22 protein-coding genes are annotated in these 25,169 nt (G+C 62.5%); 17 read left to right on the plus strand and 5 right to left on the minus strand.

Annotation, left to right across the window (positions count from 1 at the left end; genetic code table 11):
• Positions 1–128 precede the first annotated feature (128 nt).
• The 5 genes from CJU94_RS27800 (at position 129) to CJU94_RS27820 (ending at position 8,058) form a co-directional block, all read left to right on the plus strand.
• Positions 129–3,653: a hybrid sensor histidine kinase/response regulator gene (locus CJU94_RS27800; RefSeq protein ID WP_095421824.1), complete on the plus strand. Its 3,525-nt coding sequence runs from the start codon at positions 129–131 to the stop codon at positions 3,651–3,653.
• On the plus strand, positions 3,646–4,710 hold the full coding sequence (locus CJU94_RS27805) for a response regulator (protein ID WP_095421825.1): 1,065 nt from the start codon (positions 3,646–3,648) through the stop codon (positions 4,708–4,710). The genes CJU94_RS27800 and CJU94_RS27805 overlap by 8 nt, the downstream gene beginning before the upstream one ends.
• A gap of 306 nt (positions 4,711–5,016) precedes the next feature.
• Entirely contained in the window at positions 5,017–6,690 is a 1,674-nt protein-coding gene (locus CJU94_RS27810) for an alkaline phosphatase family protein (protein WP_095421826.1), read from the plus strand.
• A gap of 229 nt (positions 6,691–6,919) precedes the next feature.
• Positions 6,920–7,615, plus strand: coding sequence for a glycine zipper 2TM domain-containing protein (locus CJU94_RS27815; protein ID WP_095421827.1), 696 nt, complete (start codon positions 6,920–6,922; stop codon positions 7,613–7,615).
• Between the two features lie 152 nt (positions 7,616–7,767).
• Complete coding sequence (locus CJU94_RS27820; RefSeq protein WP_095421828.1) at positions 7,768–8,058, plus strand: hypothetical protein; 291 nt, start codon at positions 7,768–7,770, stop codon at positions 8,056–8,058.
• A gap of 53 nt (positions 8,059–8,111) precedes the next feature.
• On the opposite strand, the gene CJU94_RS27825 is transcribed toward CJU94_RS27820, so the two are convergent.
• From CJU94_RS27825 to CJU94_RS27840, 4 genes are all read right to left on the minus strand, one after another.
• Positions 8,112–9,332 (minus strand): MFS transporter, encoded by a 1,221-nt coding sequence (locus CJU94_RS27825; RefSeq protein ID WP_095421829.1) that lies wholly within the window; start codon positions 9,330–9,332, stop codon positions 8,112–8,114.
• A gap of 245 nt (positions 9,333–9,577) precedes the next feature.
• The gene (locus CJU94_RS27830; RefSeq protein ID WP_095421830.1) at positions 9,578–10,102 is read right to left on the minus strand and encodes a hypothetical protein; all 525 of its coding nucleotides are present in this window, start codon (positions 10,100–10,102) and stop codon (positions 9,578–9,580) included.
• 273 nt (positions 10,103–10,375) lie between these two features.
• Positions 10,376–11,689, minus strand: coding sequence for an MFS transporter (locus tag CJU94_RS27835; RefSeq protein WP_095421831.1), 1,314 nt, complete (start codon positions 11,687–11,689; stop codon positions 10,376–10,378).
• Between the two features lie 290 nt (positions 11,690–11,979).
• Positions 11,980–12,723 carry a GntR family transcriptional regulator gene (locus CJU94_RS27840; protein ID WP_095421832.1) on the minus strand — a complete coding sequence of 248 codons (744 nt, stop codon included), beginning with the start codon at positions 12,721–12,723 and terminating at the stop codon, positions 11,980–11,982.
• A gap of 141 nt (positions 12,724–12,864) precedes the next feature.
• Between CJU94_RS27840 and CJU94_RS27845 the strand changes: the two genes are divergently transcribed.
• Entirely contained in the window at positions 12,865–14,169 is a 1,305-nt protein-coding gene (locus CJU94_RS27845; RefSeq protein ID WP_095421833.1) for an MFS transporter, read from the plus strand.
• Positions 14,170–14,198: 29 nt separating this feature from the next.
• Complete coding sequence (locus tag CJU94_RS27850; RefSeq protein ID WP_244220999.1) at positions 14,199–15,038, plus strand: amidohydrolase family protein; 840 nt, start codon at positions 14,199–14,201, stop codon at positions 15,036–15,038.
• Between the two features lie 258 nt (positions 15,039–15,296).
• Here the strand turns inward: CJU94_RS27850 and CJU94_RS27855 are convergent, their stop codons facing one another.
• Positions 15,297–15,749 (minus strand): winged helix-turn-helix transcriptional regulator, encoded by a 453-nt coding sequence (locus CJU94_RS27855; RefSeq protein WP_095421835.1) that lies wholly within the window; start codon positions 15,747–15,749, stop codon positions 15,297–15,299.
• Positions 15,750–15,875: 126 nt separating this feature from the next.
• Between CJU94_RS27855 and CJU94_RS27860 the strand changes: the two genes are divergently transcribed.
• The 10 genes from CJU94_RS27860 to CJU94_RS27905 all read left to right on the plus strand — a co-directional run bounded on the left by CJU94_RS27860 (position 15,876) and on the right by CJU94_RS27905 (position 25,158).
• Entirely contained in the window at positions 15,876–16,511 is a 636-nt protein-coding gene (locus tag CJU94_RS27860) for an NADPH-dependent F420 reductase (RefSeq protein WP_095421836.1), read from the plus strand.
• 45 nt (positions 16,512–16,556) lie between these two features.
• Positions 16,557–17,528, plus strand: a complete 972-nt coding sequence (locus CJU94_RS27865; RefSeq protein ID WP_095421837.1) for an SDR family oxidoreductase — start codon at positions 16,557–16,559, stop codon at positions 17,526–17,528.
• A 75-nt stretch (positions 17,529–17,603) separates the two neighbouring features.
• On the plus strand, positions 17,604–18,224 hold the full coding sequence (locus CJU94_RS27870; RefSeq protein WP_095421838.1) for an NADPH-dependent F420 reductase: 621 nt from the start codon (positions 17,604–17,606) through the stop codon (positions 18,222–18,224).
• A gap of 315 nt (positions 18,225–18,539) precedes the next feature.
• Positions 18,540–20,912, plus strand: a complete 2,373-nt coding sequence (locus CJU94_RS27875) for a bifunctional salicylyl-CoA 5-hydroxylase/oxidoreductase (protein WP_095421839.1) — start codon at positions 18,540–18,542, stop codon at positions 20,910–20,912.
• Positions 20,909–21,682, plus strand: coding sequence for an SDR family NAD(P)-dependent oxidoreductase (locus tag CJU94_RS27880; protein ID WP_095421840.1), 774 nt, complete (start codon positions 20,909–20,911; stop codon positions 21,680–21,682). Before CJU94_RS27875 ends, CJU94_RS27880 begins: the two co-directional genes overlap by 4 nt.
• On the plus strand, positions 21,679–22,239 hold the full coding sequence (locus CJU94_RS27885; RefSeq protein WP_095421841.1) for a MarR family winged helix-turn-helix transcriptional regulator: 561 nt from the start codon (positions 21,679–21,681) through the stop codon (positions 22,237–22,239). The genes CJU94_RS27880 and CJU94_RS27885 overlap by 4 nt, the downstream gene beginning before the upstream one ends.
• Before the next feature lie 25 nt (positions 22,240–22,264).
• Positions 22,265–23,116: an enoyl-CoA hydratase family protein gene (locus CJU94_RS27890; protein ID WP_095421842.1), complete on the plus strand. Its 852-nt coding sequence runs from the start codon at positions 22,265–22,267 to the stop codon at positions 23,114–23,116.
• A 1-nt stretch (position 23,117) separates the two neighbouring features.
• Complete coding sequence (locus tag CJU94_RS27895; protein ID WP_095421843.1) at positions 23,118–24,326, plus strand: acyl-CoA dehydrogenase family protein; 1,209 nt, start codon at positions 23,118–23,120, stop codon at positions 24,324–24,326.
• Entirely contained in the window at positions 24,323–24,766 is a 444-nt protein-coding gene (locus CJU94_RS27900) for an acyl-CoA thioesterase (protein WP_095421844.1), read from the plus strand. The genes CJU94_RS27895 and CJU94_RS27900 overlap by 4 nt, the downstream gene beginning before the upstream one ends.
• Positions 24,763–25,158, plus strand: a complete 396-nt coding sequence (locus CJU94_RS27905; protein WP_095421845.1) for a RidA family protein — start codon at positions 24,763–24,765, stop codon at positions 25,156–25,158. The genes CJU94_RS27900 and CJU94_RS27905 overlap by 4 nt, the downstream gene beginning before the upstream one ends.
• The last annotated feature ends 11 nt before the right edge of the window (positions 25,159–25,169 follow it).

Consider the following 25,169-nt stretch of genomic DNA (forward strand, 5'->3'; position numbering starts at 1 on the left):
CGAAAGGTAGGTAGCCAAATTGCGCCGCCCAATACGTCAGTTGACGTAGGGCGTGACAAAAATCCGCTCCCTATAATCGCGGCGGCGTGGCGTGCCTCGGCGGCATGAGGGCAGGGAGGCGAGCGTGAATGGAATGCAATTTGCATGGCCGCACCGCTAGTCACGGAATCCGCCGACGAAAGGCCCCGATGCACCAAACGCAACCACAGAACCCGCTGCCCGCCGGTCCGGCCACCCAAGCTGGGGCATCGCGCCCGCCGGCAGCCGGCACGCAGCGCATCGTCAAAATCCGCCGCGACTACAACGCGTGGGTCGGCGACGAGACGCTCGAGGATTACGCGTTGCGGTTCACGCCGCGCACGTTCCGGCGCTGGTCGGAATTCCGCGTCGCCAATACGGCGATCGGCGCGGTGTCGTTTCTCGTGCTCGAAGCGATTGGCGGCGCGCTGGTCGTGAACTACGGCTTCACCAACGCAATCTGCGCGATTCTCGCTGTCTCCCTGCTGATCTTCTTGACGGGCATCCCGATCAGCTATTACGCCGCACGCAACGGCGTCGACATGGATCTGCTCACGCGCGGCGCGGGCTTCGGCTACCTGGGTTCGACGCTCACTTCACTGATCTATGCGGTCTTCACCTTCGTCTTTTTCGCGCTGGAAGCGGCCATCATGTCGCTCGCGCTGGAGCTGTATCTGAAGGTGCCGCTTTCCGTGGCTTATGTGATCAGCGCGCTCGTCATCATTCCGGCCGTGACCTTCGGCATCACGTTCATCAACCGTCTGCAGGGATGGACCCAGCCGTTGTGGCTCGTGCTGCTGGTCGTGCCCTACGCGGTGGTGTTGTGGCGTGAACCGCACGTGCTTGCGGAATGGGTGACGTTTGGCGGAATCTCAGGCAGCGGCCATGAATTCAACCTCGTCGCTTTCGGCGCGGGGTGCACGGTGGTGTTTTCGCTGATCGTGCAGATTGGCGAGCAGGTCGACTATCTGCGCTTTCTACCGCCGCGCACGCGCGCCAATCGCTTTCGCTGGTGGGCCGCGCTGATCGCGGCCGGGCCTGGCTGGATCGTGCCGGGCGCGATGAAGATGCTGGGCGGCGCGTTCCTCGCCTTCCTCGCCATCCAGCACGAGATCGATCCGGTCAAGGCCGTCGAACCCACGCAGATGTATCTGGTCGCATATCACTACGTGTTCCACTCGCCTGAAGGCGCGCTCGCCGCGATGACGCTGTTCGTGATCGTGTCGCAACTGAAGATCAACGTGACGAACGCCTACGCCGGCTCGCTCGCGTGGTCGAATTTCTTTGCGCGGCTCACGCACAGCCATCCGGGGCGCGTGGTGTGGCTCGTGTTCAACGTGCTGATTGCGTTGCTGCTCGTCGAGATGGGCGTGTTCGAGGCCATCAGCAAAGTGCTTGCGCTGTATGCCAACGTGGCGATCGCCTGGATTGGCGCGGTGGTGGGCGACCTCGTCATCAACAAGCCGCTCGGGTATAGCCCGCGCCACGTCGAGTTCAAACGCGCGCATCTGTACGACGTCAATCCGGTCGGCGTGGGCGCCATGCTGTTCGCTTCGCTGATTGCCGCGCTTTCGCATGCGGGCGTTTTCGGCACCACGGCTGAGGCGCTGTCGTCGTTCATTGCGTTGCTGGTCGCGTTCATTTGCGCGCCGCTGCTGGCGATCGCCACACGCGGACGCTTCTATCTGGCGCGCGATGGCCGCGACCTCGAAGCAGGCGCGATACTGCGCTGCGTGATCTGCGAAAACACCTTCGAACGCGAGGACATGGCGCACTGCCCGGCTTACGCCGGTTCGATCTGTTCGCTGTGCTGCTCACTCGACTCGCGCTGCAACGACTCCTGCAAACCGCACGCACGGCTGCCCGCGCAATTCGGCAATTCCATGCGCACCCTCTTTCCCAAGCTCAAGCTCGGGCCGGCGGGCTTGCGGCTCGCGCAGTACGCCGGCTTGCTGATTGCCGTGGTGACGCTACTCGGCGGCGTGCTGGCGGTGCAGTGGTATCAGAGCGTGCGCACCCTGCCCAATCTCGACACGACCGTTCACGACGTGCTGTTGCAGGGCTATCTGAAGGCGTTCTTCGCGCTGGCGCTGGTCGGATGCATTGCCGCGTGGTGGCTCGTGCTCGCCAACGAAAACCGCAAGGTCACCCAGGAAGAATCGCAGCGGCAAGCCGAATTGCTGATGCAGGAAATCGAGGCGCACCGCAAGACCGATGCGGCGCTTCAGCGAGCGAGCGCCGCGGCCGAATCCGCCAACCGCGCAAAGAGCCGCTATGTGACGGGCCTGAGTCACGAGTTGCGCACGCCGCTCAACAGCATCCTCGGTTATGCGCAACTGTTGCTGCAAGGCACCGACGAACTGCCGCCGGCGCGACGCAATGCCGTGGCGACCATCTATCGCAGCGGCGAACATCTGCTGGCGCTGGTGGATGGCCTGCTCGACGTGGCGCGGATCGAGGCCGGCAAGCTGCAGTTGAATGTGACCGAAATCTCGCTGCCCGATTTCGTCGCGCAACTCTCCGCGATGCTGGAACCGCAGGCCACCGACAAGGGACTGCAGTTCGAATTCCACACGAGCGGGCGCATGGCGGACGTGGTGCGCATCGACGAAAAGCGCGTGCGGCAGATTCTCATCAACCTGATCGGCAACGCGATCCGCTTCACGTCGCACGGTTCCGTGAAGGTGCGCGCCGGCTATGCGTGGGAGACCATTACTTTTGAAATCGCCGATACCGGCCCCGGCATGCCGGCCACCGAACTGGAGCGGCTATTCCTGCCATTCGAGCGCGGTGCCGCGGCGCGCGAACACGATCACGGCGCCGGGCTGGGACTGACCATCTGCCGCATGCTCACGGAATTGATGGGCGGCAACCTGGACGTGCAAAGCGAAGTGGGCAAAGGCACGCGCTTTATCGTCAAGCTGTTCGCGCCTGAAGTGCGCGCGCCGCAGTTGCTGGCGAGCGGCCCGCTCAACGTGAAGGGTTACGACGGTCCGCGCCGCACCGTGCTGGTGGTGGACGATCTCGCGGAGCAACGCCGCATCGTGGTGCAGACGCTGGCGCCGCTCGGCTTTAACGTGGTGGAAGCGGCTAGCGGACCGGAGGCGCTGCAGTGGCTCGGCACCGCGTCAGCGGACCTGATCGTGATGGACGTGTCGATGCCGGACATGGACGGCTTCGAGGCGAGCCGCCTGATTCGCGACAACCATCTGTCGGCGGCGCCGGTTCTGATTCTGTCCGCCAACGCATTCGCCGATGACCGCGACAAAGGCGCCGCGGCCGGTTGCGACGACTACCTCGCCAAACCGCTCTACATTCCGCTCCTGCTCGACAAACTGGCCGCGCTGCTGCAACTGCACTGGATCGTCGAGCCGACCGACACCGTGGCAACCGCCTCCGCCGTTGCACGGATCGACGTGACGGCGAGCCTGCCCGCCCCGCTGCGCGAAAAGCTGCAGGCGCAACTGGAAATGGGCTACGTGCAGGGTTTTATCGAACAACTCGACGCCGCCGAACATGGCGCGCCGGAACTCGCCAGCGTGCTCGAACCGTTGCGCGCGTTGGCGCGCCGCTTCCGGTTGACTGAACTCGCGCATCTGCTCGCGCCCACCCAGCAGGTCAATCCCGATGCATGACGACACTGTGCTCCTGCCGCCCGAGACGCAACCGGACTTGCCCGACGGCAAGCCGGTAGTGCTGATCGTCGACGACACCCCCGACAATCTCGCGCTGCTCTCCGAAACGCTGCAGGCGGCCGGCTACGCGGTACTGGTGGCGCTGGACGGCCAGTCCGCGCTGCAACGTCTTGCGCGCATCACGCCTGACGCCGTCCTGCTCGACGCGCTGATGCCTGGCCTCGACGGCTTCGAGACGTGCCGGCTAATCAAGGCCGATCCGCGCAACCGGCATCTGCCCGTGATCTTCATGACCGCACTGACCGATAGCGAACACGTGGTGCAGGGTTTTCGCGTGGGCGGCATCGATTACGTCACCAAGCCCGTCAAGCCCAGCGAGGTCAGCGCGCGAATTGCCGCGCACGTGCAGCGCTCGCGCCAGCAGCGTCAGGCGGACATGGTGCTGGAGATCGGCATGCGCGCAGCGCTGATCGCGGCGGCGAGCGGCGAGATCAGGTGGCAGAGCGATCTGGCGCGGCAACGGCTGGCGTGGTACGAGATGGCGCGCACGCCGACGGATGCGCGAAATGGAGACACTGGCGATCTGGAGCCGGCTTCGGCTTCGTTGGCGTCGGGATGTGTCGACACAGCTTCGCCATTGCAGCACCCGCTCATCGAAGCCGGTCCGCGTTTGCCGACGACGCTGGAGCAGTGGTTCGTGCGCTGGATCGAAGCCGGTTGCGACTTGCAAGCCGCGTTCGAGACCGCCGCCGACGGCGTGCGCCGCGTTGCGCGCGTACTGGGCCCCGCAACGCGTGGCGAATGGGTGATCCTGCTGGAAGAATTCGACGATGCCGCTCATACCAGCGCCCTCGCCTCGCAATTTGGCCTGACAGCACGCGAAGCGGAGGTGCTGCTGTGGCTCTCGCGCGGCAAGACAAACCGGGATATCGGCGACATTCTCGGGATGGCGCCGCGCACGGTGAACAAGCACCTCGAACATGTGTTCGGCAAGCTGCATGTCGAAACGCGCGCGGCTGCCGCGGCGATTGCGGCTAAGGCGAGCACGCGGTATTGAGGCTCACCGCGCGGGAGGCAAACTCGCAAGCGACGGCGCAATACAGTCCGTCGTCTGGATGGGCATAGCCGAGCGCAGGCACAGGCCACCGACGGTGGATGATTGCAGCCCAACATTTCATTGCACCATCGAATTCTTATGGAAACCTTAACGAACAGGCTTGAACACGTATTTTTTTAGACCATGGATCGGCGCCTCGCTGAGTCAGGTAATCGAAAGCGCCGCTTCATCTTGACGACTCAATCGAACTGCACATTCATTCCCCGGTTACCAGATATTTCATGACAACGTGAAAAAGGACGGGAAATGATGACGATCAGGATAGGGAAACGTAAGCGAGTCGCCGCCAGCGTGGGCGCTGTCGTGCTTGCCGGGCTGTACTCGATGGGAGCGGCAGCAGCCGAAGACCACGACCGCGATCACCAGCATGAATCGGTGAAGCGTGTACTGCTGATCAGCTTCGATGGTTTGCATGAGCAGGACGTCGCACGTTGTATCGGTTCCAATGCATGCCCGAATCTTGCGTTGCTGGCCCGGTCGGGAACGACTTACACCAACGCACACACGCCAGGCCTGTCGGATTCATTCCCCGGCCTTGCGGCGCTCGTGACCGGCGGTTCGCCCAAATCCGCAGGCCTGTTCTACGACGTGTCTTATGACCGCACGCTGTACGCGCCGTCCGATACCAATTGCACCGGCAAGCAAGGCTGGAACGTCGTATTCGACGAGACCACCGGTATCGACGGCGAGAACGGCGGCGCATTGACGCATCTCGATGGTGGCGGCGCGTTCAATCCGCAGGCCATCCCGCATGCTTTGGTCAACGGCATCTGTACGCCCGTCTATCCGCACAATTATGTGAAGACCAACACGATCTTCGAAGTGGTCAAACGCAACGTGAAAGGCGCGCGCACCGCCTGGGCCGACAAACACGCATGGGGCTACGACTGGCTCAATGGACCGTCCGGCACGGGCGTCGACGATCTTTCGCGCACCGAGATCAATTCGATTGATCCGGCTACGAACACGAACTACACCGACGTCTACACGCACACGGAGCAGTTCGACAATCTCCACGTGCAGTCGTTGATCAATGAGATCGACGGCAAGGATTCGACGGGTCAATCCAGCGCAGAGGTGCCCACCGTCTTTGGAACCAACTTCCAGACCTTGAGCGTCGCCCAGAAGGCGACAGTCGCCGCTGGCGGAGGCTATCTGGATGCGAGTTTCACGCCGGGGCCACAGGTCACCAACGCCATTGCCTATCTGGACAGCGCCTTGGGCCGCATCGTTTCCGAACTGAAGCAGCGCAACCTCTATTCGTCGACAGCGATCATCGTCACGGCGAAGCACGGGCAATCCCCGACCGATCATTCGAAGCTGATCAAGAACGGCGACACGCTCTCAAAACTGCTTGAAGCAAACAACTATCTGGATCCGAACGGCAACTTCGGGCAGAACAGTACGAAGAGCGGCAACCTCAATGACGGAACGGGCCTTGTCGGTACGGGTTTCGTGCAGACCGACGACGTCGGCCTGATCTGGTTGCGCGATCAAAGCCAACTGCCCGCGGTGGTGAAATCCTTGAAAGACAACCTGGGTTGCAACGCTCCCGGCATTTGCGCGGACGGCCCGCAGGCGTACATTCTGTACGGCCCGCAGTTGAGTGGCCGGTTCGGCGATCCTGCGGGTGGACGCACGCCTGACATCGTCGTCCAGCCGAACCCGGGGGTCATCTATACCTCGAGCAAGACCAAGGACGAAGAGCACGGCGGCAACGCTCCCGACGACAGCCATCTCGGACTGGTGATCTACGTGCCTCACGCCCATCACGCTGGACGGATGAACGACGAGCATGTCCTGACCACGCAGGTTGCGCCGACGATTTTGCGTTTGCTCGATCTGAACCCTGAATTGCTGCACTCGGTCGCGATTGAGGGAACGCGTGCGCTGCCGGAGTTCGATCGGGAGCGCTTCTAGCACTGCGGGCTATGCTCTGTACGCTGGCAGAGCACAGCCCTTTCGCCTGGCCGTCCATCGCTGCCCGTTGGTGATGGACCCTTGCCACGTAGTTTCGCGAGTTTTGAAGAACACCCGAGCCTGAACGGCGATCGGAAAATGCTACAAGTGCTTACAAATCTTGCGGACTTTATGTCCACCGGTTTGTCAGCTCCCGCGTTCTTGCTGACACACGTCAACGGAGCGCGAGATGAACACCAACCTCACACCCAATCTGCCGCAACGCAATCGTATTCACCCGCTGGTTGCCGGGGCGGCCGTGGCCGTCATCCTGGCGAGTGCGACAGGCATTGCTGCAATGACCGGCATTCTGCCGACCTCGCGCGCAACGACCGCGCCGTCGACGCCAGTTGCACCGGTGGCCGCCCAAATTCCAAGCGCCCCTGCGACTTCACCGCAACCTGCTGCGGAGCAACGCGTCACGCGTGAGGGCACGGCAGCGCAACCCCGCGTCCCTCATCACCGCAGCGCGACGGTCGAGCAGGCTCCGAGGTATGCGAACGACAATAGCTATCAGAGCCTGGCACAACCCGCCCCAAGGCCGGTTGCCGTCGACCCGAATGCGGGCGAAGTGGTGGCCGTCAATGCGGTGCAGGAAGCCGAACCGACCACGGGTCTCGGAGCCGTGGGCGGAGCTGTCGCCGGCGGTCTGTTGGGAAATCAGGTGGGAGGCGGACGCGGTCGCGTTCTGGCCACGATTGCAGGCGCGGTAGGCGGCGGACTGGCGGGTAACGGCATCGAGCATGCGGTGCGCAAGGCGACGAGCTACCAGGTGCAGGTAAGAATGCAGGACGGCAGCTACCGCAATTTCAATTACTCGACGCAGCCGCCGGTGCAGGTGGGTGAGCGCGTCCATGTCTCCGGCGACACGCTGAGCACGTCGTAATCACGATCAGCGCCGGCAGTATCCCAAGCAGCTTACTGCCGGTTACAGAATTGACATTTCAGCCGCACCTGCGGCCGCGTGTCACGCCTAAAATCCGCGTCACTTCGCCATTGTCTGGCATCCGTCGGAAGTGGGCAGAACAGGAGAACTCCATGAAACGCGCTACCCTTTTTCTGGCAGTCGGCATATCCGCTGCGTGCGCATCCAGCGCGGCTCTCGCGCACGCGGACATTGGCGTGTTTCTGGGCGTGCCGGGACCCGTCTATGCCGCGCCGCCCCCCGTCGTGTACGAGGCTCCGCCGCCAGTGGTCTATGCACCCGCCCCCGTCTATGGCTACGGCTACGGATATCGCTACGACCAGGATTACGGCGACGGTCGCCGGTGGCATGACCACGGTCGCCATCGCGGATGGGAACACCATCGTCATGACGACGACGACTGAGTCGCCTAAGCCGCCCGCCGCCAGCCAATGCGCTCAAACGGGCAGGCGCGGCTTCACGTTTTACCCCCGAGCGTCGTGGCGGTGGTCGTTCTGCTGATGGCCAGCGCAAACAGCGTCGCGATACAGAATCCCGCCCCGGCGTAAAACGTCGTGCTGGCGCCGAGTCGCTCCCAGAGTTCGCCGGCCACGACGCTCGCAACGAGCATCGCCAACCCGCTCATCAGGTTGAAGAAACCGAAGGCAGTGCCTTTCAGTTCCGGCGGCGCCGAACGCGCCACCATGGTCGCGAGGAGACCCTGCGTCAGCCCCATATGCAGCCCCCAAAGCGCCACGCCGATTATCACGACTGGCCAGGAGGTGCCGTGCGCGAGCACGATGTCCGACGCAATGAGCACGACGAGGCCCACGGACAGCAACTTTGTGTGGCTCATCGAGTCGGCCAGTTTCCCGAACGGATACGCTGAAAGCGCGTACACGACATTCATGGTGACCATGACGAGGGGGACCAGCGCTACCGGAACGCCGGCTTGCATAGCGCGGAGCACAAGAAAGGCTTCACTGAACCGCGCGAGCGTGAAGACCGCGCCGACGCCGACCACCCACCAGTATGCGGCCGAGAGTTTCTTCAGGTTGTCGCGCGTGACCGGATTGACGCGTTTCGTATCCGGCTGCCGCTCGGGTTCCCTGATACCGCAAGCCAATAGCGCAACGGCAAAGAGCCCCGGCACCATCGCGATCCAGAACACCAGGCGGAAGTTATTGGCCCACAGCAGCATCAACCCGACCGCAAACAGTGGCCCGAGAAGCGCGCCGACCGTGTCAAGAGACTGCCGGAGGCCATAAGCCGCGCCACGGAGATGCGCGGGGGTGATGTCCGCCACGAGCGCGTCGCGCGGCGCCCCTCGAATGCCCTTTCCGATGCGGTCGACGACACGAGCGGTCAGCACGAACCCGGCCGTGGGCGCGAGCGCAAATAGCGGCTTGCTCAGTGTGCCCAGGCCGTATCCCACCACAGCAAGCCACTTGCGGTTGCCGAGGTAGTCGCTCAGCACGCCCGAAAACACCTTCACGATCGGCGCTGCAGCCTCGGCGAAGCCTTCGATCAAACCGACCATCACGGCGCTCGCACCCAGACTCGTCACGAGGAACATCGGCAGAAGGCTGTGGATGATTTCCGACGAGATGTCCATGAACATGCTCACGAAACCGAGCATCCAGATGCCGCGCGGAATTTGACGGAGCGTACCGTAGCGCTCGGTGGTATCGGTCTGCACGTGTCGCGGTTCGTGGTGTTTGTCGGGGCTGGTTGGTACGGCAGAAGTCCGAATGTACTGATACTCAGAGCTCGGAGCGAGTTGGCCGAATGCTGGCCTCAAGCCGGGCGGTGACGCGCGCGCATCTGAATCGATACCGCGCCTGTCAGATGCTTTGTAGCCGAAAAAAATGCCGCTCGTGGCCGCTCCTGCAGTGGGCGCCCCTTTAAGGTTGAGAGGTCGTCCGCGATCGATTCTTCAGTAGTCTACTGTGTTCCGGCAGGCGGTGGCCCCATCCGGTATTGCTGTTGCAACATCATGTTGTTCATCATCTCCTGCTGCATCCGCAGGTATTGGTCAGTCATGTATTGACGTTGGCGCAGTTGCTCGGGCGTCAGGTGTGAGTAATAGCCGCCCATATGCCCCCAGCCCCCCATCATCCCGGGACCGGCGCCACCCATCACTCCCGGGCCCATTCCATGACCCATCATCCCCGGGCCCCACATGCCGTGCATGACTGTCATCGCGCTTTGCATCGTGGCCCAATGCCGCTGGAGTAGCTTCTCGCGTTCCTGGGGGTCTTGAGTCTTACGAATCTGCTCCATCTGCGCTTGCATTGTTTTCATTTGCTCCTGAAGCTGGGCCAGATTCCTGTCGAATTCAGCGGCGCTGGAGGGTGGCGTTTTCGAACTGCTCGGTGGGGTAGCCGTGTCCCTGGATGCAGCTTGCAGAACCGGGGACGTCAACGCGACACCGATACCAACAGCGGTCGCAACTAGAAGCGTTTTCATATTTCCTCCCTATAGCGTGCGGAATCTCGACGAAGCGCGTGTGGCGATCGTCCACTACAAGGCTACATGCCAGGAGGGACCTTTTCTTGACGCTTGTCAACGAAGCACGGGAGTCGATTGGCCCGCTATCGGGCTTTCCATACAGGGAGATGCCGTGCCATCGTCTGCAACCTGGACGAGGTCGATGACACGTCCGTCAGGGAACGGCGAATGAGACGACGGCGGCGCTCTCTTGGCCGCCGCCGTAATAAAGTTTGCCGCAGGTGAGCGCCGTCACGCAGCGTCAATCTGTCCGCCGGTCGCGCGAACGCGTCTGCGGTGACCCGTAAGCGTCCACGCAATCGCGGTCCCGATCGCGAGAGCAAACAGGCATGCAGTGGGAACAAGCATAGGCGCAACGTGACTGTTGGTCACTTTCCCGACGTACGGCATCAGGTTCTGCCCGAAGAACCCACCAAGATTGCCGATGCAGTTGATGGCGGCGACACTCGCCGCGGCTCGAGCGCCAGAGAAGAAGCGCGGGGGAAGCGACCAGAAGCACGGGTATAACAGCGGAATACAGGCGCCGCCCAGACAAAGGGCAACGAAACGCCATGCCACCGTCGGCAGGACGAGGCTCGATGCGAAGCAAACCACGCCAATGCCGGCAATGACGACCATTGCTTTCAACACCACCTGTTCGCGTTTGAGCTTGCCGGGAAGCCACAGCAGTAAAAGCGTCGCCAGTGCCCATGGAATCATGTTCAGCAACCCGTTTGCGCTCGACGAAGCACCCCAGCTTTTCACCAATGTGGGCATCCAGTACGTAACGCCATACAGCGACGTGGACATCAGCATGTAGGTCGCTGCAAACATAATGACCTTGGGGTCAAGCAAGGCGGCCCAAGGCCTGGATCCTTTCGCTTCAGGCGAGGCTTCGCGCTCGAGCGCCGAGAGTACGAGGTCCTTTTCCTCTTGCGAAAGAAAGTTTGCTTCCTTCACCGAGCTTGGCAGGTACTTCAGCGCGACCACGGCAATCAGGATTGCCGGAATACCGGTGGCAAGGAAGACCCACTGCCAACCCGCCATGCCGAATGTGCCGCCCAAAGAGAGGAGCAGGCCACCCACCAGGGAGCCTAGCATATTGGCCAGTGAACTGCCGAGCGTGAACAGACCGAGCACACGAGTCCGCGCGCTCTGGGGAAACCACTGCGTCAGGTAGTAAATGACGCCAGGATAGAAACCCGCTTCAGCGACACCCAATGCAAAGCGAAACGAGTAGAAGACAGGAAGCGATTTTGTGAAGGCCATCAGCACGGTGACGATGCCCCACGTCATCATGATGCGCGCGAGCCAGGTGCGGGCGCCGAAGCGATGCAGGGCTAGCGTGCTGGGCACCTCGAACAGCAGATACCCGATGAAGAACAACGACGCGCCGAGGCCGTAGGCCGCTTCCGTCATGCCAAGAGCCTGCACCATTTCCAGTTTGGCGAAGCCGACGTTCTGGCGGTCGATGAACGCGATAAGAAACATGACAATCAACAGCGGCATCAGCCGCCATGCCATTTTCCTCATCACTTGCTGCTCGCGTGTCGCGGAGGTAGACATTTTCATTCCGGGGTCCGTGGCCGCTCACGCTCGACTGTTTTGAACCAGAAACCTTCAGCCAGACGAAGACAAGCCAATTGATATAGTCATATATATGTTTGTATGTTTTGCACGGCATTGCAATGAGGTCTAACCCGGACTCATGCATGGAGGGGGCGATGCGCTGGTAGATGGTGATGCCGCATGTCGGAGCCGGCTGGCGAGCGAAAATGCCGCCTCCGGCCTGGCAGGGCGCCGGCCGAGCGCGGTAAGGCGATGACTGCATTAGCCGGGCGGCGGCGATCGTGTTTTCAGCGAATATCGACCTGATACTGGAACCCGGAGGCGGCGCCGCGAGTGGTACGCCACTCGATGGGCGTCCCGGCAAAATCCGCTGCCACGCGTTGCACGAGGATGACCGGGCTGCCGACATCGATACCCAGCAGCGCCGCATCATCTTCAGTGGCCTGTTCGACGTTCAGAATCTCGGTGGCGGACGCCACGATCTGGCGGCAAAGCCGCTCGTAGAGCGGATACAGCAAGTCCTCGAAGTCGCCGAGGCGCAGACCCGTCAGCGCTTCGAAACGATTTCGCGGGAGCCATATTTCTTCCGATAAAACAGGCCGCCCTTCAATGAGCCGCACGCGGGAAAGATGAATGGTCTTGTCGCTCCCCTTCAACTGCAAGGTTGAGCGAATCGCCTCGTTCGGCTTCACGATCTCGCGTCTGAGCACCTTTGCCGTCGGCCGGACCGGCTTGCCGTCAACCGATTTGAACCGGAAAAATCGGAACAACGACGAATCGAAGCGCGGACGCCGGACGAACGTGCCTTTGCCCTGAGTGCGGGTAAGCACGCCGTCGGCCACCAGGAGATCAATGGCTTTACGGACCGTGCCGGTCGATACGTTATAGAACTGTCCCAGTTCAGCCTCCGTGGCGATCGCCGTGTCCGGCGCCCACTCGCCCTGCGCGAGGCGGCGCACCAGGTCGTCGCGCATCTGCTGGTATCGAGGCAGTCGATCATCCGGTTTGCCCGAGAACGCTTGCATATCCATGATTCATATAGTTGTTCACAGGAATACCCACTTTACAACATCTGTCCCGCAAGGGTAAATCCTCAATGACAACCGACCAGACGGGTTTAACATATAGTCATATATATGAATACATGAATCATCTTTTTGTGGAGACAGCCGATGCTCACCTGGTACAAAAGAGGGACGCCTCTTGAACGCAGCACCTTCTGGGGATGTTTCGCCGGCTGGGGTCTCGATGCGCTCGATGTACAAATGTTCACCCTGGCAATCCCGGCCATCATTGCGTCTTATGGCATCGACCATACGCAGGCGGGTGCAATCAGTGGCGTGACATTGGTGTCGTCGGCCCTGGGTGGCTGGCTGGCGGGCGCCCTGTCGGACAGGATCGGGCGTGTGCGGACATTGCAGATGACGATTCTCTGGTTTGCAGGGTTCACCTTTCTCTGTGCGTTTGCCCAAAGTTTTCCTCAACTGCTGGTCCTGAAGGCCTTGCAGGGATTCGGGTTTGGTGGAGAGTGGGCAGCCGGTGCCGTGCTGATGGCGGAGACGATCCGCACGGAACATCGTGGCAAGGCCATGGGGGCCGTGCAGAGCGCGTGGGCGGTCGGCTGGGCCGGTGCCGTGCTTCTATACGCAGCAGCCTTTTCATGGTTGCCGTCGGACACAGCGTGGCGTGTCATGTTCGGGGTCGGCCTTCTGCCGGCGCTTCTCGTTCTTTACGTGCGCCGCCATCTTCGCGAACCGGCGCGAACCGCGCCGGCTTCCGCTGAACCGACTGTTTCCGTGTGGACGCAAATCGCGCAGGTATTTCAGCCGCGCGTCATCAAGACCACCGTTATCGGCGCGATCCTGGGCACAGGCGCCCACGGCGGCTACTACGCCATCATGACCTGGCTGCCGACCTTCCTCTCCAAGGAGCGGCATCTGTCGGTGCTGAATACGGGCGGATACCTGGCTGTCGTTATCGTGGCGTTCTGGTGCGGCTGCATGGCAAGCGCCTACCTGCTCGACCGCATTGGCCGCCGTCGCAACATCGCCTTCTTTGCCTTCTCATGCATTGTCACGGTGCTGGCTTACGTGATGCTGCCGTTGAGCAACACGGAAATGCTCGTTCTGGGCTTTCCGCTCGGCTTTTTTGCCGCCGGCATTCCGGCGAGCCTCGGCGCACTGTTCAACGAACTCTATCCCGCGGACATGCGAGGCGCGGGCGTCGGCTTCTGCTACAACTTCGGGCGTATCGCCTCGGCAGGTTTTCCGGTGCTGGTCGGGTACATGAGTCATTCAATGTCGCTGGGGGCAGCCATTGGTATCGATGCGGCAATCGCATACGGACTGGCGATGATCGCCGTGCTGCTCATTCCCGAGACGCGTAGCAAGCGACTGCAACCCTCTGGCGTTGAACAGACATCGCAGCCTCCCGCCGACGCCGAATTCGCACTCGACCATTCGCGGGGCCAACGATGAATCAGCCTACTTCGAATGCGAGGCCTCGGTTGGCACGCATCGACACTCATGCGCACGTGTTCACAAGAACACTCCCGCTCGCGGACGGTCGGCGCTATGCACCCGACTATAACGCGACCATCGACACGTACCGAAAGCTGCTCGATGACAGCAATATTGACAACGCAGTCCTCGTGCAACCGAGCTTTCTCGGCAACGACAACAGCCATCTCCTGCAAGCCCTGGCGACGGACCGAACCAGATTGCGCGGTGTAGCGGTCGTATCCCCGGATATTTCGGAAGACGACCTGACGCAATTGAACGACCAGGGTATTACCGGGGTGCGCCTGAACCTCGTCGGGCAACCGCTCCCGGACATCAATGCAGCGCCTTACACGAGGCTATGGCGGCAATTGTCGAAACTCGGCTGGCATGTTGAATTGCACAGGGCCGCGTCGGACCTGCCGCCCCTCGTCAATGCTCTCGTGGATGCCGGCTTGGCCGTCGTGGTTGACCATTTCGGCCGCCCGGACCCACACAGCGGAACAAGCGATCCGGGCTTCAGGAACCTGCTGAAGACCGGGCGTTCGGGCCGCGTATGGGTGAAGCTTTCGGGAGCTTACCGCTGTGCGAATCCGGTCGCCGGTTTTGTGCATGATGCTACCGACCAGCTCATCAATGCATTCGGCCCGGAACGCCTCATGTGGGGCAGCGACTGGCCGCACACGCAATATGAAGAGATCACGGACTACGGCAAGACCCTCTCCACTTTGCTGGACCTGGGTCTTGAGCCGTCACTCGTCGATACGATCCTGTGCACCACGGCTCGTGAGTTCTACCAATTCGACAAAGCGCCCGCAGGCGTGATTGCCGCTTACCTTTCCCGGTGATAACGGCCGAACGTTTTGCAGTTGCGCCTGTCGACCTGACGACAGGCAGGTGCTCAGCCATTCGTCGCAAGCAACCGCCATTGCGGGATTGCGGGTGGCAGTCACGCGCCCGGTATCAGTGGCACGACATTAAGCTGCTCCACGGTCGCTCGCACTGTTCCAACGGCGAATGTGCCGACTCGTGCTGTCAATCACCGAGCCTTTCGGACCCTGAACAGCCGCTGGAGTGGATGCGACCTTGATGGCGGCTTCACTTGCTCATTCCTTGCTCACAGGAAAGACACACCCGCCATTGCGGACCAGCGCCTTCACCTCTTCGCTCACTTGCATGGGACTTCGACTTAATCGAGCAAAAAACTCCTTGCTTTGGCGCACGTACGACTTCGAGTCATACTTCGCACTCCAAATGACTATATTAAACATGATTGGAATGAGGTCGAGGCCCTTCTCGGTCAGAGTGTAGAAGTCCTTGCGCCCGTCGGCGGGGCTAGGCGCTCTCGAGAGAATTCCCTGCTCCTCAAGAAAGGCAAGGCGGGAAGCAAGAACATTGGTCGCGATTCCCTCTTCCGATTTCAGGAACTCGCCATACGTCTTTTTGCCAACAAAAACGATGTCGCGAATGATCAGGAGCGACCACCGGTCGCCGAAGATCTCCACACCGTAGTTCACTGCGCAATGGGACCGAACGTCCTCTTTAGATGTCGTCTTCATAACTAGATCCTAACATCGCTTGCATGACGCAAGTTAATTTTCATGTTTACTTGTTATTTGCAAGTAATGTGGTTAGCATGACCTTTAGAGAATGCGAACACCAACCAGCTCACAGGGGGACTGCACTTGAGCACTATCAGCGTCATTGGCGCAGGTGGCATGGCCGCAACGATCGGCGGCCTCGCCGTCAGGGCCGGACACACCGTCGAGGTGACGAGTCGCGACGCCGTCAAGGCGCGGACGCTGGTCGGGCAACTCGGAGCCGGCGCGACGACAGGAACGTTCGGCGCCGCCCCGGCCGGGGACATCGTTATCCTGGCGGTCCCCTACGCAGCCGTTCTCGACGTGGTGAAGCAGTACGGCGAGGAGCTGGCAGGCAAGCTCCTCGTCGACATCACCAATCCCATCGACGCCGACTTCAAGGGCTTTGTGATCCCTGAGGACAGTTTCGGCGCGCAGGAGATCGTCAAGGTCGCCCCCGCCAATGCGGACGTCGTCAAGGCGTTCAATACCCAGTTCTCTCACGTACTGGCTGCCCGTCCAGGCGGAGGCAACCCGGTGGACGTGTTCCTCGCCGGGGGCGACGCGCGGGCCAAGGGACGCGTCTCGGCGTTCATCGAGAGCCTCGGACTGCGCCCGATGGATACCGGGCTGCTGCCCATGGCGCGGACGCTGGAGCACGCCGCTCTGCTGACGCTGCGCCTCGTCACCCACTCCGTCAACCACACCAACTTCTCACTCGGTATCGGCCTTCCCGGCTGAGCGCACGGGTACCACCACTTCTCACCTAATCAAAAGGACAGTTACATGCACGTTTTCATCACTGGCGGGACCGGCCACGCCGGTTCGCACGTCATCCGCGACCTCGTCGCGGCCGGCCACGAGGTCACCGCCTTGGCCCGAACGGACGAGTCGGCCGCTGCGGTGTCCGCTCTCGGCGCCAAAGCGCGTCGTGGGGATCTTGGCGACCTCGATGGACTCAAGGCGGCAGCGGCCGGGTCCGACGGCGTCATCCACGTCGGATACCGGGCCGACCTGCTTCAGGCCGGTGGGATCGCCGCCTTAGCCGGTTCGGAGCTCGCAATCGTGCTCGCTTTCGGCGAGGCGCTGGCGGGGACCGGAAAACCGCTGGTCGTTGCAGGCAGCATCGGCGCACCCACGAACGTGGGTCGGGAGGCCCCTATCGTCGCACCGGTCAGCCTGGGCCGACCCGCGACAGAGGATGACCCCGCCCTTCCTGCCAGGCCCCTGGACGCAGGCACCCTGCGGGCCCGCAACGTCGTGGAGACCGCTGTCGTTGGCCTTGCCGAGCAAGGCGTGCGGTCGTCGGTCGTGCGGATTCCCCTCATCGCACACAGCACGGCCGATCGCGTCGGCTTCCTCCAGATGCTGATCGGGCTTGCGAAGGAGAAGGGCGTCATCGGCTACCCCGGAGACGGCGAGAACCGGTGGCCCGCGGTGCACATCCGCGATCTGGCCTCTTTGTTCCGCCTGGCATTGGAGAAAGGTTCTGCCGGCAAGACCTGGCACGCGGTTGCCGACGAGGGTATCCGGTTGCGCGAGATTGCCGAGGCCATCGCCGCTCGCCTGGGCGTGCCCGCTGTGAGCATTCCCGCTGACGAACTGATGGTGCCGGGCTACTTCGGGTTCCTCTCGGCTGTGGTCACGGGCGACTTCCCGGCGTCCAGCGCCATCACGCGCAAGGCTCTCGGCTGGGAGCCTGCTCAGCCAGGCCTGCTCGAGGACATGGGCAACGGTCATTATTTCCCCGCCGGCTGAACACGGCTGACGGTAGAGAGCCGGCTCAGAACGAGCCCGGCGGACAGCAATGCCCCAACTAACGAGGAACTGCACATGAGCACTATCAGCATTATCGGATCAGGAGGGATGGCCACTGCGATCGCTGGCCGTGTCGCCACGGCTGGACAGATTGTCGAGGTGATCAGCCGCGATAACGCAAAGGCGCAGGCACTGGCCGACCAGCTCGCGTCCGGAGCGATCACAGGAAAGTACGGCGCCGCGCCGGCGGGCGACATCGTCATCCTCGCCGTGCCGTACGCCAGCGCGGCGGCGGTCGTGGCCGACTTTGGGGAAGCGCTCGACGGCAAGGTGATCATCGACATCGCCAACCCGGTTGCCCCCGACCTTTCGGGCCTCGTGACCCCGCCCGGCAGTTCCGCTGCGCAGGAGACCGCCAAGCGCATCCCCGCCAGCGCGCACGTGGTGAAGGCCTTCAATACCATCTTCGGTCACGTACTTGCCAAAGGTGGACGCCTCGACGCGTTCATCGCAGCCGACGATGCGAAGGCGAAGGCCCGCGTCTCGACCTTCCTCGAAAGTCTCGGGCTGCGTCCGTTTGATGTCGGCGGCTTGCAGATGGCCCAGACGCTGGAGGCGCTCGGCCTGATGATGATCGGCGTGGCCAAAAACGGCGCCGGCACATGGGACTTCGCCCTGAACGTCGATCTCGGCTGAATCGCCGGCCACGGCCTCACCAGCAGATGCACGCCACCCTTGAGAGCAAGTCAGGAGACAGCAGCCACTACAGGACGGATTCAAGATGCCTCGCGATGAAGACCCCGTCTGCGTCTCGCTCCCCACGGCCGCCGGTTGGTCTCCCTGACGCATGCCGAACCATTGCTCGGACCAACTTCATCGTCGCTGACCGACTTTATTCTCTCGCGCCAGCTCAACCCCATCGACACGGGCCCTCACCCACATTTACTTGACATCTAAACTATATAAACCTAAATTATCCCCATCGGCAGCGTTCACATTTGGGGAACAAGCATGCGCATCGTTTGTATCGGCGGCGGCCCGGCCGGGTTGTACTTCGGTCTGTTGATGAAGGGCCGCAACCCGGCCCATGACGTCACGGTGGTCGAGCGCAACCGTCCCTATGACACCTTCGGCTGGGGCGTCGTCTTCTCCGACCAGACCCTCGGCAATCTGCGCGCCGCCGACGCCCCCAGCGCCGATGCGATCCTCGACGCGTTCAATCACTGGGACGACATCGAAATCAATTTCCGCGGCCGGCAGATCCGCTCATCGGGTCACGGCTTTTGCGGCATCGGCCGCAAACGTCTGCTGAACATCCTGCAAGCGCGCTGCGAAGAACTCGGCGTGAAGCTGGTCTTCGAAACCCAGGTCACGGACGACAGCGTCTACAAAGCCGATCTGATCATCGCCTGCGACGGCGCCAACAGTGCGATCCGTCAAAAGTACGCCGCAACCTATCGCCCCGCCGTCGACATGCGCGATTGCCGCTTCGTCTGGCTGGGCACCAAAAAACTTTTCGACGCCTTCACCTTCGCCTTCGAAGAAACCGAATTCGGCTGGTTCCAGGCGCATGCCTATCGTTTCGACGATCAGACTTCCACGTTCATCGTCGAAACGCCGGAGCGCGTGTGGCGCGCCGCCGGCCTCGACGAAATGAGCAAGGAGGACAGCATCGCCTTCTGCGAAAAGCTGTTCGCCAGGTATCTGGACGGCAACCCCTTGCTCTCGAACGCGGCGCATTTGCGCGGCTCGTCGCAATGGATTCGCTTCCCGCGCGTGGTCAACGAGGAGTGGGTCCATTGGCGCGGCAACGCGGACGGCACGCAAACGCCGGTCGTCCTCATGGGCGACGCCGCGCACACCGCTCACTTCTCGATCGGCTCGGGCACCAAACTCGCACTCGAAGACTCGATCGAACTCGCCAACAGCATCGGCGCGCATCCCGGCGATCTCGCCGCCGCGCTGCAGCATTACACCAACGTACGCAGCGTCGACGTCTTGCGGATTCAGAACGCCGCGCGCAATTCGACGGAATGGTTCGAGCATGTCGATCGCTATACGTCGTTCGAACCGGAACAGTTCGCGTATTCGCTGCTCACGCGCTCGCAACGCATCTCGCACGAAAATCTGCGTGAACGCGACGCCAACTATCTGTCCGGCTTCGAAGACTGGCTCGCCCGGCGCGCAGGCGTCGAGCGCGCGCCGGAAAAGCATTCGGTGCCGCCCATGTTCACGCCCTTCACCTTGCGCGGCGTCACGCTGAAAAACCGCGTGGTGGTGTCGCCCATGGCGCAATATTCGGCCGTCGACGGCATTGCGGGCGACTATCACCTGATGCACCTCGGCGCCCGGGCAATGGGCGGCGCAGCGCTGGTCATGACGGAGATGACCTGCGTCTCGCCCGAAGCGCGTATCACGCCCGCATGCCCCGGCATGTATGCGCCCGAGCATCTGAGCGCGTGGAAGCGCATTGTCGATCTCGTGCATCGTCAGTCGGATGCGAAGATCGGTATTCAGCTCGGCCATTCCGGCGCGAAAGGGTCGACACGTGTCGCGTGGGAGGGCATCGATCAGCCGCTTACGCAGGGCAACTGGCCGCTCGTCTCGGCGTCGCCGCAACAATATCTGCGCGGCGTCAGCCAGCATTCGCGCGAAGCCACGCAGGACGAGTTGCGCGAAATCGAGGCGCAGTTCGTGCGCGCCGCACAGATGTCGGCCGAAGCGGGTTTCGACTGGCTCGAACTGCATTGCGCGCACGGCTATTTCCTGTCGAGCTTTCTGTCGCCGCTGACCAACCAGCGCACTGACGAATACGGCGGCTCGCTGGAGAATCGTCTGCGCTACCCGCTGCGGGTTTTCAAGGCGATTCGCGCGGTCTGGCCGCAGGACAAGCCGATTTCCGTGCGCATCTCCGCGAACGATTGGGTCGAAGGCGGCACGACACCCGACGATGCGGTCCAGATCGCCCGGGCCTTCAAGGCAGCCGGCGCCGACATGATCGACGTGTCGTCCGGCCAGGTCAGCAAGGAAGAAAAACCCGTATTCGGCCGCATGTTCCAGACGCCGTTCGCCGACCGCGTGCGCAACGAAGCGGGAATCGCGACCATCGCGGTGGGCGCGATCTCCGAAGCGGATCACGTGAACAGCATCATCGCGGCAGGCCGCGCCGATCTGTGCGCAATTGCTCGCCCGCATCTGGCCAATCCCGCGTGGACGTTGAACGAAGCCGCCAGGATCGGCTATTTCGACGTGACGTGGCCGAAGCCCTACACCGCGGCGAAATCTCAACTCGAGCGCAACCTCGAACGCGAGCGCGCCCAAGCCGCCGCGAACGCCGGTTTGTCGCCGCAAGAACGCGCGCAACGCGCTGAAGGAACCACGTGAACACACTCCATTCCACGCTCTCCGGACAGCACGCCGTGGTCACCGGCGGCGGCAGCGGCATTGGCGCGGCCGTCGCGCAAGCCCTGCTACGCGCCGGCGCGCGAGTCACCTTGATGGGCCGCAACGCGCAGCGGCTCGACGCGCAGCGCGAGAAATGCCGCGCGTTGGGCGACGTGGCTTGCCTCAGCGTCGACGTCACGCAGGAAGACTCCGTCGCGAATGCGTTCCGTGAAGCCGGCGCGGTCGATATCCTCATCAACAACGCAGGTCAGGCGCAAGCCGCTCCGTTTTCGCACACCGACATGGCGCTCTGGCAGCGCATGCTGGACGTGAACCTCACCGGCGTCTTTCTCGGCACGCGCGCGGTGTTGCCCGGCATGCTCGAGCGCGGTCACGGCCGCATCGTCAACGTGGCGAGCACGGCGGGACAGATCGGTTATGCGTACGTCGCCGCTTATTGCGCCGCGAAACATGGCGTGATCGGCCTCACGCGTTCGCTCGCGCTGGAAGTCGCGACCAAAGGCGTCACCGTGAACGCCGTGTGCCCCGGCTATACGGAAACGGAACTGCTGCACGCATCGCTTGAACAGATCACCAGCAAGACCTCGCGCACCGAACAGCAGGCGCGCGAAACTTTGCTTCGCTCGAATCCGCAACATCGCTTCGTGAGTCCCGAGCAGGTCGCCAATGCGGTGCTCTGGCTTTGCCAACCCGGCTCGGACGCCGTCACGGGGCAATCCATTTCCATCTCCGGTGGAGAAGTCATGTGACCAAGTCAACGAACATCAGGAAGCCCGCGGCGGCGGCTGACACGAAGCCGCCGCGCAAAGGCGTCGCCAAACCCGCGGAGAACGTCGTGGACCTCGAAATGAGCACCGGCGCGGATAGTCACATGGGCTTGCGCCTGTGGCTGCGCATGCTGACCACGACCAACCTCGTGCAGGCCGAATTGCGCAAGCGTTTGCGCAACGAATTCGACACCACATTGCCGCGTTTCGATCTGATGGCGCAGTTGGAGCGCCATCCTGAAGGCCTGAAGATGACCGAGCTGTCGCGCCGCTTGATGGTGACGGGCGGCAACGTCACCGGCATTACGGATCAGCTCGAAAAAGAAGGGCTGGTGTCGCGCGACACCGATCCGAACGACCGCCGCTCGATCAGCGTGTGTCTGACGCCCGCGGGCCGCAAAGCGTTCGACAAGATGGCGGTCGCGCATGAGCAATGGGTGGTCGAGCTGTTCGGTGGTTTGAGCCTCGAGGAAAAATCGCGTACCCATCAGCGCCTCGGCAAACTCAAGCAACATCTGCTCGATAGTCTGAAAGACTGAGCCGCATCGAAACGAGGAGACATTCATGACACGATCCAATGCCGACGCGCTGCTGGCCGGCAACCGCCTCACGCTGGCGGATTACGAAGCACGGCACTTCGGCTGGTCGGTCGCCGGCAAGGTCGCGACGATCACCCTCAACCGGCCGGAACGCAAGAACCCGCTGACCTTCGAGTCATATGCGGAGTTGCGCGACCTGTTCCGGCAATTGACCTTTGCAACCGACGTCAAGGCCGTCGTGATTCACGGCGCAGGTGACAATTTCTGCTCCGGTGGCGACGTGCACGACATCATCGCGCCGCTGATCGATCTGCCCATGCCGGAACTGCTGCTCTTCACGCGTATGACCGGCGATCTCGTCAAAGCCATGCGCCATTGTCCGCAACCGGTGATCGCCGCCGTCGACGGGGTTTGTGCCGGCGCCGGCGCGATCCTCGCGATGGCCTCCGACATGCGGCTCGGCACGGCCCGCAGCAAGCTCGCTTTCCTGTTCTCGCGCGTTGGCCTCGCCGGCTGCGATATGGGCGCTTGCGCGATCCTGCCGCGCATCATCGGTCAGGGGCGCGCCGCCGAACTGCTCTTCACCGGTCGCTCGGCAAGCGGCGACGAAGGCCACACATGGGGCTTCTATAACCGCCTGTGCGAACCCGCCGCGCTTCTCGAAGAAGCGCACAAGCTCGCCGCGGATCTTGTCGCCGGCCCGACTTTTGCGCACGGCATCACGAAGAAGATGCTGCATCAGGAATGGAGCATGAGCATCGACGAAGCGATCGAATCGGAAGCGCAAGCGCAGGCGATCTGCATGAGCACCCGCGATTTCGAGCGCGCTTATAGCGCGTTTGCCGCAAAGTCGCGTCCGGTGTTCGAGGGAGATTGAATTGAGCGCCAACACCGAACTGGATCCGCATGGCGCGCTGGCGTGGCCGTTTTTCGAGCCTCGTCATCGCGAACTGGCCGCGGGTATTGAAGCGTGGTGCCGCGAAAAGCTGAAGCACGAAGACCACAAGGACGTCGATGCAACGTGTCGTCACCTGGTGCGTGAACTCGGCGCGGCAGGCTGGTTGAAATACGGCGTGGGCGGCGTAGCCTACGGCGGCCACGGCGACACGATCGACACGCGCGCCGTCTGCCTGCTGCGCGAAACGCTCGCCAAACACTCAGGGCTCGCGGACTTCGCGCTGGCGATGCAAGGACTCGGTTCGGGCGCCATCTCGCTCGGCGGCACCCACGAACAAAAGACGCGTTATCTGCCGCGCGTCGCCAACGGCACTGCCATCGCGGCGTTCGCGCTGTCCGAGCCCGAGGCCGGATCGGACGTCGCCGCCATGGCGCTCTGCGCTCGCGAAGACGGCGACGCCTACGTGCTCGACGGCGACAAGACGTGGATCTCCAATGGCGGCATCGCCGATTTCTACGTGGTGTTCGCGAGAACCGGCGAAGCACCGGGCGCACGCGGCATCAGCGCATTCATCGTGGACGCGGATACGCCGGGACTGGAGATCGCGCAGCGCATCGACGTGATCGCGCCGCATCCGCTCGCGCGTCTGCACTTTGCCGGCGCACGCGTGCCGCGCGGCCAGATGCTCGGTGCGCCCGGCGAAGGTTTCAAGCTCGCCATGCGCACGCTGGATATCTTCCGCACGTCGGTGGCGGCGGCGTCGCTCGGCTTCGCCCGTCATGCAATGGCCGAAGGTCTCGCGCGCGCCGCGTCGCGCAAGATGTTCGGGCAGACGCTCGGCGACTTTCAACTGACGCAGGCCAAACTCGCGCAGATGGCCTTGACCATCGACAGCAGCGCATTGCTGGTCTATCGCGCGGCGTGGTTGCGCGATCAAGGCGAAAGCGTCACACGCGAAGCCGCGATGGCGAAGTGGCACGCAAGCGAAGGCGCGCAACAGGTGATCGACGCCGCCGTGCAACTCTACGGCGGCATGGGCGTGCAAAGCGGCACGGCCGTCGAGATGCTGTACCGCGAGATTCGCGCGCTGCGCATTTACGAAGGCGCGACCGAAGTGCAGCAACTGATTGTGGGGCGTGATCTGTTGAAAGCGCATGCTGCCGCAACCGCCGGAGCGAACGCGAAATGAACGCGTGTTTCGAACGGCCCGTGCGTATCCGCTTCTCGCATTGCGACCCGGCGGGCATCGTGTTCTTCCCGCAATATCTGGTGATGACCAACGCACTGGTCGAAGACTGGTTCAACGAAGGCCTGCACATCGACTACGCGCAGATGATCGCACAGCGCCGCGTCGGCTTGCCGATCGTCAAACTGGAGTGCGAGTTTTCGCGGCCGAGCCAGATGGGCGAAACAATCACGCTGGCACTTCATGTCGCGGCTATCGGGCGGCGCTCGATCAGCATCGAGATCGTCGGCCATTGCAACGGCGAAACGCGTTTCCGCGCGAAACAGGTGCTCGTGACGACCTCGCTCGAAAGCGGCACCTCCATCGATATTCCCACCGACATTGCGAGCACGCTCGCGACGTTCGCCCCGCACCCCGACTCCATTGAGGCGCATCGCTCATGAAAAAAGCTCTTCTCCCCGCTGGTTGGGTCAAGCCGCGTGGCTACGCGAATGGCGTCGCGGCGAGCGGCACGCAGGTGTTCATTGCCGGCCAGATCGGCTGGGACGAACAGGCGCGCTTCCAGACGACCGACTTCGCCGCGCAAGCCATCCAGGCGCTCAAGAATGTGCTCGCCGTCCTGCACGAAGCGGGCGGCAAGCCCGAGCACCTGGTGCGACTGACGTGGTACGTCACCGACAAACGCGAATATCTCGCGTCGTTGAAGGACATCGGCCGCGCGTTTCGCGAGCTGATCGGCGACTACGACATCGCGATGAGCGCGGTCCAGGTGGTCGCGCTCATCGAAGACGAAGCGAAAGTCGAAATCGAGGCGACCGCCGTGGTCCCGCAGTAACAGAGCAACAC

The sequence above is a fragment of the Paraburkholderia aromaticivorans genome, assembly GCF_002278075.1.
Lineage (GTDB): Bacteria > Pseudomonadota > Gammaproteobacteria > Burkholderiales > Burkholderiaceae > Paraburkholderia > Paraburkholderia aromaticivorans.

Coding starts and splice junctions, on each gene's coding strand:
- CJU94_RS27800 (WP_095421824.1), top strand. CDS start 129: ATGGAATGCAATTTGCATGGCCGCACCGCTAGTCACGGAATCCGCCGA.
- CJU94_RS27805 (WP_095421825.1), top strand. CDS start 3,646: ATGCATGACGACACTGTGCTCCTGCCGCCCGAGACGCAACCGGACTTG.
- CJU94_RS27810 (WP_095421826.1), top strand. CDS start 5,017: ATGATGACGATCAGGATAGGGAAACGTAAGCGAGTCGCCGCCAGCGTG.
- CJU94_RS27815 (WP_095421827.1), top strand. CDS start 6,920: ATGAACACCAACCTCACACCCAATCTGCCGCAACGCAATCGTATTCAC.
- CJU94_RS27820 (WP_095421828.1), top strand. CDS start 7,768: ATGAAACGCGCTACCCTTTTTCTGGCAGTCGGCATATCCGCTGCGTGC.
- CJU94_RS27830 (WP_095421830.1), bottom strand. CDS start 10,102: ATGAAAACGCTTCTAGTTGCGACCGCTGTTGGTATCGGTGTCGCGTTG.
- CJU94_RS27835 (WP_095421831.1), bottom strand. CDS start 11,689: ATGTCTACCTCCGCGACACGCGAGCAGCAAGTGATGAGGAAAATGGCA.
- CJU94_RS27840 (WP_095421832.1), bottom strand. CDS start 12,723: ATGGATATGCAAGCGTTCTCGGGCAAACCGGATGATCGACTGCCTCGA.
- CJU94_RS27845 (WP_095421833.1), top strand. CDS start 12,865: ATGCTCACCTGGTACAAAAGAGGGACGCCTCTTGAACGCAGCACCTTC.
- CJU94_RS27855 (WP_095421835.1), bottom strand. CDS start 15,749: ATGAAGACGACATCTAAAGAGGACGTTCGGTCCCATTGCGCAGTGAAC.
- CJU94_RS27865 (WP_095421837.1), top strand. CDS start 16,557: ATGCACGTTTTCATCACTGGCGGGACCGGCCACGCCGGTTCGCACGTC.
- CJU94_RS27870 (WP_095421838.1), top strand. CDS start 17,604: ATGAGCACTATCAGCATTATCGGATCAGGAGGGATGGCCACTGCGATC.
- CJU94_RS27875 (WP_095421839.1), top strand. CDS start 18,540: ATGCGCATCGTTTGTATCGGCGGCGGCCCGGCCGGGTTGTACTTCGGT.
- CJU94_RS27890 (WP_095421842.1), top strand. CDS start 22,265: ATGACACGATCCAATGCCGACGCGCTGCTGGCCGGCAACCGCCTCACG.
- CJU94_RS27900 (WP_095421844.1), top strand. CDS start 24,323: ATGAACGCGTGTTTCGAACGGCCCGTGCGTATCCGCTTCTCGCATTGC.
- CJU94_RS27905 (WP_095421845.1), top strand. CDS start 24,763: ATGAAAAAAGCTCTTCTCCCCGCTGGTTGGGTCAAGCCGCGTGGCTAC.